This is a genomic window from Pseudophaeobacter profundi, assembly GCF_029697505.1.
In the GTDB taxonomy this organism is placed as follows: Bacteria; Pseudomonadota; Alphaproteobacteria; order Rhodobacterales; family Rhodobacteraceae; genus Pseudophaeobacter; species Pseudophaeobacter profundi.
In genome coordinates this window covers 121,018-133,702 of sequence record NZ_JARJEF010000007.1, presented here as the reverse complement: position 1 = coordinate 133,702, position 12,685 = coordinate 121,018, and the positions used below count along the sequence as shown (strand labels likewise).

Annotated in this window: 11 protein-coding genes; 5 read left to right on the top strand and 6 right to left on the bottom strand. The window is 60.9% G+C overall.

Features of this window, described 5'->3' with window-relative positions:
- Positions 1 to 26: 26 nt before the first annotated feature.
- Positions 27 to 881 carry an aromatic amino acid exporter YddG gene (yddG, locus tag P2081_RS12755; RefSeq protein WP_278923253.1) on the bottom strand — a complete coding sequence of 285 codons (855 nt, stop codon included), beginning with the start codon at positions 879 to 881 and terminating at the stop codon, positions 27 to 29.
- Positions 878 to 1,825, bottom strand: coding sequence for a transcriptional regulator GcvA (locus P2081_RS12750; RefSeq protein ID WP_278923356.1), 948 nt, complete (start codon positions 1,823 to 1,825; stop codon positions 878 to 880). Before P2081_RS12750 ends, yddG begins: the two co-directional genes overlap by 4 nt.
- A 114-nt stretch (positions 1,826 to 1,939) precedes the next feature.
- On the opposite strand from P2081_RS12750, the gene P2081_RS12745 reads away from it, so the two are divergent.
- The gene (locus P2081_RS12745) at positions 1,940 to 2,095 is read left to right on the top strand and encodes a hypothetical protein (RefSeq protein WP_278923252.1); all 156 of its coding nucleotides are present in this window, start codon (positions 1,940 to 1,942) and stop codon (positions 2,093 to 2,095) included.
- 139 nt (positions 2,096 to 2,234) lie between these two features.
- On the opposite strand, the gene phbB is transcribed toward P2081_RS12745, so the two are convergent.
- The 4 genes from phbB to P2081_RS12725 form a co-directional block, all read right to left on the bottom strand.
- Positions 2,235 to 2,957: an acetoacetyl-CoA reductase gene (phbB, locus tag P2081_RS12740; RefSeq protein ID WP_278923251.1), complete on the bottom strand. Its 723-nt coding sequence runs from the start codon at positions 2,955 to 2,957 to the stop codon at positions 2,235 to 2,237.
- Positions 2,958 to 3,211: 254 nt separating this feature from the next.
- Positions 3,212 to 4,387, bottom strand: coding sequence for an acetyl-CoA C-acetyltransferase (locus P2081_RS12735; protein ID WP_278923250.1), 1,176 nt, complete (start codon positions 4,385 to 4,387; stop codon positions 3,212 to 3,214).
- A 354-nt stretch (positions 4,388 to 4,741) separates the two neighbouring features.
- Positions 4,742 to 5,566: an EAL domain-containing protein gene (locus P2081_RS12730; protein WP_278923249.1), complete on the bottom strand. Its 825-nt coding sequence runs from the start codon at positions 5,564 to 5,566 to the stop codon at positions 4,742 to 4,744.
- A 233-nt stretch (positions 5,567 to 5,799) separates the two neighbouring features.
- On the bottom strand, positions 5,800 to 6,372 hold the full coding sequence (locus P2081_RS12725) for a TlpA disulfide reductase family protein (protein WP_278923248.1): 573 nt from the start codon (positions 6,370 to 6,372) through the stop codon (positions 5,800 to 5,802).
- A 20-nt stretch (positions 6,373 to 6,392) separates the two neighbouring features.
- Between P2081_RS12725 and argH the strand changes: the two genes are divergently transcribed.
- From argH to P2081_RS12705, 4 genes are all read left to right on the top strand, one after another.
- Positions 6,393 to 7,787 carry an argininosuccinate lyase gene (gene argH / locus P2081_RS12720; RefSeq protein ID WP_278923247.1) on the top strand — a complete coding sequence of 465 codons (1,395 nt, stop codon included), beginning with the start codon at positions 6,393 to 6,395 and terminating at the stop codon, positions 7,785 to 7,787.
- Positions 7,788 to 7,889: 102 nt separating this feature from the next.
- Positions 7,890 to 8,078 (top strand): hypothetical protein, encoded by a 189-nt coding sequence (locus P2081_RS12715; RefSeq protein WP_232403172.1) that lies wholly within the window; start codon positions 7,890 to 7,892, stop codon positions 8,076 to 8,078.
- Between the two features lie 571 nt (positions 8,079 to 8,649).
- A complete protein-coding gene (gene lysA / locus P2081_RS12710; RefSeq protein ID WP_278923246.1) occupies positions 8,650 to 9,915 on the top strand; it encodes a diaminopimelate decarboxylase in 1,266 nt (421 codons plus the stop codon).
- Positions 9,916 to 9,981: 66 nt separating this feature from the next.
- On the top strand, positions 9,982 to 12,663 hold the full coding sequence (locus P2081_RS12705; protein WP_313790348.1) for a TIGR02302 family protein: 2,682 nt from the start codon (positions 9,982 to 9,984) through the stop codon (positions 12,661 to 12,663).
- The last annotated feature ends 22 nt before the right edge of the window (positions 12,664 to 12,685 follow it).

The following is a 12,685-nucleotide window of genomic DNA, read 5'->3' as shown; positions in this document are numbered from 1 at the left end:
GCCAATCATCACGCTGCCTTGACGATTCAGACAGTTTTGGCGGCAACCACAGCGCCCACGGTGATCAGGACTGCGGCCAGGGCCAGGCTCCAGCTTGCATCAGCCACTCCGGCGAGCACCAGTATCAGGGTTGACAGAAGCGGCGCCGCATAAGAACTGGTCCCCAAGAGCTGAATATCCCCCTGTTTGACCCCGATGTCCCAGACATAGAATGCCAGCCCCACAGGCCCCAACCCCAAGAGTAGCACCGAGACCCAGCCCAGCACGGCCTGCGGCCAGATCGTGTCCTCAAGCGCAAAATGCAGCCCCCAGGAGGCCAGCGCGGTCAGCAGGCAGAACACCGCAACCGAGCTGGTCGGCGCGGTGCCAACCAGCCGCGACAGCACGGAATAGCCGGACCAGCACAGGGCGCAGAGCAGGGCGAGCAGATAGCCGGGTAGGAAGGCGGTCTGAAAGCCGCCTGCGCCGCCGGTGATCAGCACTGCCGCCCCGACAAAGCCAAGCGTGGCACCAATCAGATGGCCCCGCCGCAGGCGCTCCCCCGGGAGCAGGCCGGAAAAGACCACGATCAGCAGCGGCCAGAGATAGGCAATCAACCCGGCTTCGGCAGCGGGCGCCAGGCGCAGGGCTGAAAAGTAGAGCGCATGATAGCCAAATAGCCCAAGTGAGCCAAAGGCATAGACCCGCCAGGAAACGGCGCGCAGCTGACCCAATCCGCCAGAACAAAAGGTCCAGATCAGCCCCAAGGCGCCGCCAAGGGTGAAACAGATCGCATTCAGCAATAGCGGCGGCATCGGCGCAGACCCGACAGTCAGCAGCGCCAGAAAGGCCCAGAGAAGCACGGCGATGAACCCCGTGGCGGTCGCACTGGAACGGGTCATAGGGCAGGAATGTCCTCAACCGGGAGTATGGTGAAGCGATCGGAAATATGCGCGGTTTTTTCGATTTCTGCCAGGAACCAATCACGAAAGGCCGCAATCTGAGGTCGGTTTTCCGCCCCCTGCAGACACAGAAAGCGAAACCGCGCCTTGGTTTCAATCGCCACTTTGAAGGGGGCGACCAGGCGACCTTCTTGTAGATCGGCAATGATCATCGGACGTCGTCCCAGCGCCACGCCCATGCCGGCAACCGCGGCATTGATGGCGTGATCTGCATTGGAAAAATGGGTGCCATGCAGGGGCGTGAAGTCAATCCCGCAGGCGCGAAACCAGGTAGGCCAGTCGCAGGGGGGTTGCAAAAAATCGATGGAATCATCAAAGATCAGCGGCGCTTGCAACAGGCTTTCGGGGGTTGGAAACTGGGCGGCCAGCTCTGGCGACATCACCGGCGTCAGCCATTCCTTGCGCGCGGGCACCGAATATAGCCCATCATCCTGGCCATAGCCAAAGCGGATTGCCACATCCACATCGTCACGCTCTAGATCCAGATTGCGCAGGGTTGCGGAAAATCGCAGGTCGATTTCGGGGTGGGCGCGGGCAAATTCATAGAGCCGGGGCGCCAGCCATTTTGCGGTCAGCGCCGGACCGGCCGTCACGGTCAGAGAGCTGTTGTCCTGCAAGCGCGTCGTGGCCATCCAGGCGGCGGACAGGGTTTGAAACCCCTCTGCGGCACCGGGGGCGAGGGTGCGGCCTGCCTCGGTTAGTTCTACCGCGCGGTTGAGGCGGCGAAACAGCGGCGCGCCCAGGTGCTCTTCCAGCGATTTGATTTGAAAGGACAGGGCCGCAGGCGTCACGTTCAGCTCCGCAGCGGCCTGGGCAAAGGACATATGACGCGCGGCCGCATCAAAGGCACGCAGGGCGGTCAGAGGGGGCAGACGATCTGGCATGTTCACACAAGTAAACCTTAACTGAAGGGTTGGAAAGTCTCGTTTGTCGGTTTTTCAGTAAAAGGCCATAGTGGTTTCAGATAGACAATTTTGATCCGAACGGAGGCTGAAACGATGGGATATTCTGCAAATAGCGAGATCAAACAGGCGATGGAACAGGCCCATGCGAGCCGCAGCCAGGCGTTGTTTTCCGGTGTGTCCTGGCTGTTTGGCCTGTGCCGCGCGGCGACCGCTGGCAAACGGCTCGGCAAGGCCGCAGGTCTGGCGTAGAGATTTCGCACCGAGTTTTCCCGCTGGGCAAAACGCGTTTGTCCTTACGGGATGCAAAAGGGCCGGTCGACAAGACCGGCCCTTGTTTTATGTGCAGCCTTGGCCCGCGCCATGACTGGGGTAATTGGCGCGCCAGGGATCAGACGAAAAACTGACCGCCGTTTGCCGAGATGGTGGAGCCATTGATAAAGCCCGAATCGTCCGAGGCCAGGAAGGCCACGCAGCGGGCAATTTCTTCCGGTTCACCCAGACGACCTGTCGGGATCTGGCTGATGATCGATTCGCGCACTTTTTCCGGCACCGCCATGACCATTTCCGTGGCGATATAGCCAGGGCAGATCGCATTGGCGGTGATGCCAGCCCGCGCGCCTTCCTGCGCCAGGGATTTGACGATGCCCAGATCGCCGGCCTTGGTCGCGGCATAGTTGGCCTGGGCAAACTGGCCCTTCTGACCATTGATCGAAGAAATCACAATGACCCGGCCAAATTTACGCTCGCGCATGCCTGGCCAGATCGGGTGGACCGTGTTGAACACGCCGGTCAGGTTGGTGTCGATGACCTCTTGCCACTGCTGTGGGGTCATCTTGTGGAACGGCGCATCGCGGGTAATGCCAGCATTGGCAACCACAATATCAATGGGGCCAAGATCAGCCTCGACCTTGGCGATCCCTGCCTGGCTTTCCTCATAGGAGCCAACATTCCATTTATAGGTTTTGATGCCGGTTTCCTCGGTGAACTTTGCGGCCGCTTCGTCATTGCCGGCATAGGTGGCCGCGACGGTGCAGCCCTGGTCTTGCAGAGCCTTTGAAATTGCTGCGCCAATGCCGCGAGAGCCGCCAGTAACGAGTGCAGTACGTGCCATTCTGTGTTCCTCCAGTTCAAAATTCTCTTTGTAATGTTGTTATCGTTTGATTGCGTGGTGCGCAATAATATTGCGTAGTAAATTTATCTGCGTTGCCGCATAAATTGTCGCACCCGCAGCAAGTGCCCATCAGAAAACAAGAAACTGCCCGTCGAAAACGTGATCGGGCCATGATCGTGCGCGGCATTCTGGGACACCCCGTAATAAAAAGGGCGCCAAATCGGCGCCCTGTTCTATGTCAATATCCGCAGCCCTTATGGGCGCTCCAGGCACATGGCAACGCCCATGCCGCCGCCGATGCACAGGGTTGCGAGCCCCTTTTTGGCACCGCGCCGTTTCATTTCATACAGCAGCGTGTTCAGCACCCGGCACCCTGAGGCACCGATGGGGTGACCAATGGCGATTGCGCCGCCGTTGACGTTGACGATCTCTGGATCCCAGCCCATTTCCTTGTTCACGGCGCAGGCCTGGGCGGCAAAGGCTTCGTTGGCTTCGACCAGATCCAGATCAGCTACAGTCCAGCCGGCCTTGTCCAGCGCTTTGCGCGCAGCATAGATCGGTCCCACACCCATGATCGACGGATCCAGGCCTGCGGTCGCATAAGAGGCAATTCGCGCCAGCGGCTCGATGCCGCGCTTTTCGGCTTCATCGGCGCTCATCAACAGGGTGGCCGCCGCGCCATCGTTCAGCCCCGAGGCATTGGCCGCGGTAACAGAGCCCTCTTTGGCGAAGGCGGGGCGCAGTTTTTGCATCGCCGCCATGGTGGCGCCGTGGCGGATGTATTCATCCTGATCAACGACAGTTTCGCCCTTGCGGGTCTTGATGGCGAAGGCGGTAATCTCATCAGCGAATTTGCCGGCCTTCTGCGCCGCTTCGGCCTTGTTCTGGCTGGCGACGGCGAATTCATCCTGCATCTCGCGCGAGATTTGCCATTTATCGGCAACATTTTCGGCGGTTTGCCCCATGTGATAGCCATTGAAGGCATCCCAGAGACCGTCGCGGATCATGGTGTCGATATAGGTCATATCGCCCATTTTATGGCCTGCCCGCAGATGGGCGGCATGGGGCGAGAGTGTCATGCTTTCCTGGCCACCGGCACAGACAATTGCCGCATCGCCCAGCTGAATGTGCTGTGCGCCAAGGGCAACAGCGCGCAGGCCAGAGCCACAGACCTGATTGATCCCCCAGGCAGAGCTTTCCTGTGGTAGGCCAGCGTTGATATGGGCCTGGCGGGCCGGGTTCTGGCCCTGGGCTGCGGTCAGCACCTGCCCCAGAATGGTTTCAGAAACCTCGGCCTTATCTACACCTGCGCGCGCCACCACCGCTTCGAGCACGGCCCGGCCCAGATCATGGGCGGGTGTATTGGCGAAGGCACCGCCAAAACTGCCGACAGCGGTACGCGCGGCGGATGCAATTACAACATTGGTCATTTATTTATGGTCCTCTGCCATCAAAATATCTGATGAAAACGCAGGCACGGGGGCCCCAGCCTATGACGTGGCCGTTACGTTTTCACCTCCCTCTCCGGGAGAGATATAGCGTCTTGCTGCAGTTGCAGCAATTGACAGGGTGTCCCAGGGGCCGGGGCGGTGTCAACTCGCATATGTCGTAAACGAGAAAAACCGCCGACGGTTCGACGGTGGCAAGCAGGTGGCGGCGCATAGTTTGCCGCAATGCAGCGTCAGGCGCACAGCTTCGATCGTCTGGGCAGGCAGAGCAAAAGGCGCAGCGCAACCACCCAGCCTGGGCAGTGGCAGCGCGGTACGACCATGCGGTGCTATCATTCAGGCGCGGTTACGTTTTTTCATCTCTTCCAGCCAGGGCGGCGAAACCGTCGGCGCACCGTAGAGAAAGCCTTGCAGGCAATCGACGCCAATAGAGATCAGGAATTCTGCCTCTTGCTGGGTTTCAACCGATTCAGCGACCACCAGCATGTCGAACTGCTTGGCAATGCCGACCAGCGCGCGAACCACGGCCTGGTTGTCGTGGTTGTCACAGATGCCGCGAATGAATTGGCCGTCGATCTTGACCGCATCAAAGAAGAATTCGCGAAAGTGGCCAATGGCAGTGGTGTCGGCACCAAAATTATCCAGCGCAAAGGCAATGCCGTGCTTTTGCATCCGGTCCATGAAATCGATCACCAGCTCTGGTGCGTTCATGGCTGAGGCCTCGGTGATTTCCAGCACCAGCCGTTCGCCGATTGTCTTGTCCTTCTTCAGGAAGGTGTCCAGCACCTTGGACCAGCGGCTATAGCCGATAGAGCGGGCAGACATATTGATTGAGAGACGAATTTGCGGCGATTTCATCAAGGCGCGCAGCCCATGTTGCAGCGCCAGGCAGTCCAGCTCGCGGCCGATTTCCTTGTCATGAACCACATGCATGAAATCACGGGCGGGAATCACCCGTCCCGTGGCATCCAACACTCGGATATAGCCTTCGTAAAAGGCAACACCATGGGGTGGCATCGCCTGCATAACCGGTTGAAAGGCCAGCATGGATTGGTCGTGCTTGACCGCCTCTGCCACCATGTCCAGGGTACTGTGATCGCGTGCGACCACGGCAGCGGATAGCGGATCTTCAGAGCCTTCGGCCATGTTCGCCCGTCTCATTTTCCGTTTGCTGACCACCTGTTTGCCTCCTGGAGCTGGTGCCTTACGCTAAAACTATGCGTTATCCGGGACTGTGGCGCAAAAGGGTGAAGTGAGGCTTAAATATAAAATTTTAGCGACCTGCCGGTGGTCGCGTTGTCTGCTCAAAGGGGTGGTCTCTGTCGCGACTGGCCCAATAAAGGGCCAGGCCAGTATTTTTGTCGTGTATTTTGGCCGTGGTTTTCGCGGCTGTTTTAGCTGTCGCCCGGATCGGCAATCATGGCGGCAATGATGGCCTTGGCGCTGTCAGAGTTCCATTCTGCATCGCCGATCAGGCGCGCAACCTCTTCGCCCTCACGGTTCAACAGCACGGTGATTGGTAGGCCAACCACCGCCATTTCGCGGGCCAGCGCCTGTTTCGGGTCTTGATGGCGGGGCAGGTTGGTGATGCCGTTCTCATCAAAGAACTTTACGATCCCGGATGGGGAGTTCCGCCCGGCGGCAATGGTCAGAACCTCAAAATCCTCGCCGCCGAACTCTTCCTGCAGTTCTGCGATCTGCGGCATTTCCTTGCGGCAGGGCGCGCACCAGGTGGCCCAGAAGTTCAGCAAGACCACCTTGCCGCGATAATCCTGCAGCGTTGTGGTGCCGCCTTCGTCTTCAAGGAAGAACGCAGCATTAGAAACGCTACGGGGCTCAGCGTGTACCACCAGACGTTTCAGGCTGTCGGCGCGCAGGCCCTCCAGTTCGGCGACATCCGCGGCAATCGCCGCATTTGCACCCAAGCTCAGGGCGATATAAAGGGAAAGGTGACGTAACAGACGCATATTATCTCCGGGATTCCACCATGACAGATCAAGCCTCGAACCAGATGTGGGGCGGCCGTTTTGCCGCTGGTCCAGACGCGATCATGGAGGCGATCAACGCCTCGATCGGTTTTGACAAGCGAATGGCTGCCCAGGACATTGCTGGCTCCAGGGCCCACGCAGCGATGTTGGCCGCAACAGGCGTTATAAGCGATAACGACGCCGAGGCAATTCGGGAAGGGCTGCTCACGGTCTTGTCAGAGATCGAGAATGGCACATTCAAGTTTTCCACCGCGCTGGAAGACATCCACATGAACGTCGAGGCCCGCCTGAAAGAGGTGATTGGTGAACCCGCAGGTCGTCTGCATACCGGGCGGTCTCGCAATGACCAGGTGGCCACCGACTTTAAACTCTGGGTGCGCGATCAGCTGGATGCGGCGGAAACTGGCCTGCTGGCGCTGATCCGCGCGCTTTTGACACAGGCTGAGGCAGGCGCCGACTGGGTAATGCCCGGTTTCACCCACCTGCAGGTGGCGCAGCCGGTGACCTGGGGCCACCACATGATGGCCTATGTGGAAATGTTTGGCCGCGATCTGTCCCGCGTCCGCGACGCCCGCAAACGCATGAACGAAAGCCCCCTGGGCGCCGCTGCCCTGGCCGGCACCTCCTTTCCGATTGACCGCGAAATGACCGCCGCTGCGCTGGGCTTTGACCGTCCGGCCGCCAATTCGCTGGATGCGGTGTCGGATCGTGATTTCGCGCTGGAGTTCCTCTCCTGTGCCTCGATCTGCGCAGTGCATCTGTCGCGCTTTGCCGAAGAGCTGGTGATCTGGTCCTCAGCTCAGTTTCGCTTTGTCACCTTGTCGGATCGCTTTTCCACCGGTTCATCCATCATGCCGCAAAAGAAAAACCCGGACGCAGCCGAGCTGATCCGCGCCAAGGTAGGACGGATTTTTGGTGCCAATACAGCGCTGATGATGGTGATGAAGGGGCTACCACTGGCCTATTCCAAGGACATGCAGGAAGACAAGGAACAGGTCTTTGATGCAGCCGATCACTGGATGCTGGCGCTGGCGGCGATGGAAGGCATGGTGAAAGACATGAGCGCCAACCGCGCTGAACTGGCCGAGGCCGCTGGATCGGGCTTTTCGACCGCGACGGATCTGGCCGACTGGCTGGTGCGGGTGCTGGGTTTGCCGTTCCGTGATGCCCACCACATCACCGGATCGCTGGTTGCCCTTGCCGAAGGTCGCGGCTGCGACCTGCCGGATCTGACACTGGCGGATATGCAGGGCGTCCACGACGCCATCACTCAGGATGTCTTTACTGTTCTTGGCGTTGAGAATTCGGTAAACTCGCGTCTGTCCTATGGGGGCACCGCGCCCGCGCAGGTGCGCGCCCAGGTGGCCCGCTGGACGGCGATGCTTGACGCCTGATCGGGTGTTGGGGACGTGAATTTGATCATGCGCCACCTTGTTTTGTGGCCCATGATCACCATTTTGTCTGGTGGTGAGCCAGACCGTTTTGGAGGCGAGACAATGCGCAGATGGATGCTCAACGTGATAGCAATCACCGGTTTGGGTGCCAGTGTGAGCGCCTGCGGCGTTGACGGAGAGCCGATGCGCCCCTCATTGAACGCGGGGGTTGGTGTGTCCAATAGCGGTGTGCACGCGGGTGGGTCCGTTGGGCTGCACAAGGGGCCGTTGAATGTCTATCTCGGGTTTTGACCGACATGTTTGACCGATCAGATTTACCAGTCTGAACAGCTGGCCCGTGGGCTGGTTTGAATACCCCGATGGGGCGCGCTGAACGACAACCTGAAACCGGAAAAGGCCCGTTCCCTATGATCCCTTCTCGCTTGCTGATTGGGCTTTTGGCGGCCTCTGTGCTCAGCCTTTCTGCCTGTGATCTACCGCAATCCTATGCCCAGCCCCCAGCTGCGGAGCAGGCCGCGCCGACGGCGTCCGGCCTACGGGTGTCTGGCTATGGCAGGGTGGGCGTGTCGCATCGATTTTGAAGGGGGCGTCCAGGTCTGGCGGGGGGCTCCCGCCGCTGACTTGATGCCCTGACGGGCCCCGCGCAGAGTTGGGCCGAGCACCGCGCTGACGCGCGGTGTTTTTCTTTGCTGAGAGGTCTTTGAGGGGCAGGCTTGCCCTCAAAGAGCCAGTTCAACTGTGTTTCAGGAGGCGCCTCAAGGGTAAACGGCGCCCAGGCGCCGCCGCAGAGCGGCCCTTGACCCGCGGGGCTGGGGGCGGGAATCATTTGCCACAGATCGTTGTTTTGGTCTAATCGCCTTTTATGGATCACTTTCTTTACCGCGACGGCGCGCTTTACGCCGAAGATGTGCCAGTTGCCGAGATTGCGGCTGCTGTGGGCACGCCGTTTTATGTCTATTCCTCGGCGACGCTGCTGCGCCATTTCCGCCTGTTTGACGAGGCGCTGGAAGGTATGGATCATCTGGTATGCTATGCCATGAAGGCGGCCAGCAATCAGGCGATCCTGAAGACCCTGGCGCAGGCGGGTGCAGGGATGGATGTGGTCAGCCAGGGGGAATATCTGCGCGCCAAGGCGGCTGGGGTGTCTGGTGACAAGATCGTGTTTTCCGGCGTTGGCAAGACCGCCGAGGAAATCCGCACCGCGCTGAGCGGCGGCATTCGACAGTTCAATGTCGAGAGCGAACCGGAGATGGAGGTGATCAGCGCCATCGCGCAGGAGCTGGGCCAGGTGGCACCGATCACCATTCGGGTTAACCCGGACGTGGATGCAAAGACCCATGCCAAGATTGCCACCGGAAAATCCGAGAATAAATTTGGCATTCCCATTGCGCGGGCCCGCGCTGTTTATGCCCATGCGGCCAGTCTGCCGGGGCTGCAGGTGGTGGGGATTGACGTGCATATTGGCTCGCAGTTGACCGATCTGGAGCCCTTCCGCAAGGCCTATGAGAAGGTGGCTGAGCTGACCGAAAGCCTGCGCTCTGATGGCCATGACATCCGCCGCCTGGATCTGGGCGGTGGCTTGGGCATTCCCTATACCCGCTCGAACGAGGCACCGCCGCTGCCGATCGAATATGGCCAGCTGATCAAGGAGACCCTCGGGCATCTGGGCTGTGAAATTGAGATCGAGCCAGGCCGCTTGATTGCCGGCAACGCGGGCCTGATGGTCAGCCGTGTGATCTATGTTAAATCGGGCGAAGACCGCCAGTTCCTGATCATTGATGGCGCGATGAATGATCTGATCCGCCCGGCCATGTATGAGGCCTACCATGATATTGTTGCGGTCAATGAACCGGCGCCGGGGATCGAAAGCCTGGCCTATGACATTGTTGGCCCGGTCTGCGAAAGTGGCGATACCTTTGCCAAGGAACGCACCATGCCGCCACTGGCGGCCGGGGATTTGATCGCCTTTCGCAGTGCCGGGGCCTATGGCGCGGTGATGGCCAGCGAATATAATTCACGGCCGCTGATCCCGGAGGTTCTGGTCAATGGGGATCAATTTGCGGTTATTCGCGCACGTCCGGACTTTGACGAAATGATAAACCGCGATACCATCCCAGAGTGGTTGTAGCCGCACGGGCAGATGTCCCGGCGAGAGACGCCACCTAAGGCAAGGCCCAAGGGAGGCAGAGCTCTGATGGCGCGACACGGCAAGGCTGATCCACGCTTGCATCCCCTGCGATGGCCGCTTCGGCTGACGCAGGCGGGTATGCTTTGCGAACGCGCCCTGCGTGCTTTTTGGCCCCTGGCCTCTGTTGTGATGGCGGCAATTGCGGCGCTGATGCTAGGCCTGCATGATCTTGTTGCGCCAGTTCTTTTCTGGATAGCGGTTGTGCTTTCCGCGGGGGCGGCGCTGGGGGCGCTGGCCTTTGGGTTGTGGCGCTTTCGCTGGCCGCACCGGAACGAAGCGTTGGCGCGGTTGGATGCCAACCTGCCAGGGCGCCCGGTCAGCGCCTTGCTGGACACCCAGGCGATTGGCCAGGACGATGCGGGGGCTACGGCGCTGTGGCAGGCGCATCAGGCGCGTATGGCGCAGGCGGCGGCTGCGGCCAAACCCGCGGCACCAAACCTGCGGATTGCTGCGGCTGACCCTTTTGCGCTGCGCTATGTTGCGCTGATTGCGCTGGTGATTGCGCTGATCTTTGGCTCGCTCTGGCGGGTTGGCAGCCTGACGGCGATGGTGCCGGGCGGCGGGGATCTGGGCGCGACGGGCCCGTCCTGGGAGGGCTGGATCGAGCCGCCGCGCTATACCGGCTTGCCGGTGCTCTATCTGAATGATCAGGCGGCAGAGCGGCTGGAGCTGGCTGAGGGCAGCCGGATTACCCTGCGCTTTTATGGCAGCGAGGGGGCATTGCAACTGAAGCAGAGCCTGGCAGCTCCCGACGCAGAGGCATTGCCTGCTGAAACCGCTGCAGAAGAGACCGTTGGCAGGATGGACCATGCAGTGATGGTTCAGCGCTCTGGTCAGTTGGAAATCCAGGGGCGAGGCGGGCGCAGTTGGACTGTTGCGATGTTGCCGGATCAGCCGCCGCAGATTGCAATCATGGGCCTGCCCGAGCTGACGGAAGAGGGCGCCTTGTCGCTGCGGTTTCTGGCGCAGGATGATTATGGTGTTACCAGTGGCAAGGTGCGGATCGCTTTGGATCTGCTGGCGGTACCCCGTCACCACGGCCTGGCTGCGGACCCCGAAAAGACCGAAGATCTCGTGCTCGACCTGCCCCTGCCTGTCAGTGGCTCTCGGCAGACCTTTGAAGAGGTGTTGATCGAGGATTTTGCCGCCCATCCCTGGGCCAATCTGCCGGTGACCTTTCATCTGTCGCTGCAGGATGCGGCGGGCCAGAGCTCGCAGTCTGCGGTGCTGGGCGCGCCGCTGGTGGCACCGCGTTTCTTTGATCCATTGGCGGCCGCTGTGGCGGAACAGCGGCGGGATCTTCTTTGGGCGCGCGCCAATACGCGGCGGGTGACGCAGCTGTTGCGGGCGCTGTCGCACCGCCCACAGACCCTGTTTCGCGCGGCGGGTAACTATTTGCAGATGCGGGCTATTCTGCGTCGCTTGGAGGCCGCAATGCAGCGCGCCGCGCTGACTGCCGCCAAGCCGCCCCTGATCCGCACAGATGAACGGGACGAGGCGGCTGCCGCGCTCTGGGCGCTGGCGCAGAGCCTGGAGGAGGGCGATATCGGCGATGCGCTGGCGCGGATGCAGCAGGCAAAAGAACGCCTGAGCCAGGCAATGCGCGACGGGGCCAGCGACGAAGAGATTGCCCAGCTGATGCAAAAACTGCGTGAAGCAACCCAGGACTATATGCGCCAGTTGCAGCGTCAGGCCCAGCGGGACGGCGGGGCGGGCGGCGAGTCGCCGGAAAACGCTATCACGCTTAGCCAGCAGGATTTGCAGGCAATGATGGACCGGATTCAGGAACTGATGGAACAGGGACGTATGGCCGAGGCTGAGCAGGCCCTGGAAGAGTTTCAACGGATGATGGAAAACATGCGGATGAGCCAGAACCAGCAGGGGCAGGGTGGCTCTGACGGGCAACAGGCGATGGAAGATCTTGGCGAGAGGCTGCAACAGCAGCAGGGTCTTTCGGATCAGGCCTTTCGCAATTTGCAGGAACAGTTCAACCCCAATGCCCAGACCGGTGAAAGCCAGCAGAACGAAGGCCGCAGCGGCGGACAGGGCCGGGGGCAACAGCACCAGGGCGGTCAGGGCGGCGAAAACGGCGCGGGCCAGCAGGGGCAAGACGGCCAGTCAGGCGACCGTGCGGGCCAGAACGGTAGCGGCCAGGCTGGGGGCGACAGCAGTGACCCCAGTGGTGGCCAGGCGGGCAGCCCAAGTGCCGATAGCCTGGCCGCGCAGCAACGCGCGCTGCGCGAGGCGCTGCGCCGCCAACAAGAGGGGCTGCCTCTGGGGCAGGGCTCTGATGGGGCAGCCACAGCCGAGGCGCTGGATCGCGCCGGGCGGGCGATGGATGGTGCCGAAGAGGCGCTGCGCCGGGGGGAGCTGGCCGAGGCGATCGACCAGCAGTCCGAAGCTATGGAAGCCTTGCGTGAAGGTCTGCGCGCCTTGGGCGAGGCCCTGGCGGAAAATCAGCAGCCCGGACAGGGACAGGGCGCAGCCTCCCCCTCGGCGCAGGCTGATCCCCTGGGCCGCGACCGCAATGGCTCGGGGCTGGGAGATGAGCGCAATTCAGAGTTTGGCGAAGGGAGCGGACATCGTCGCGCCTGGGATCTGTTGAAAGAACTGCGCCGCCGGGCCGGCGAGATGGAGCGCAGCGAAGAAGAACGCAACTATTTTGAGCGCCTGCTGGAACAGTTCTGAACCGACCAAGCTAAAAGCCCGT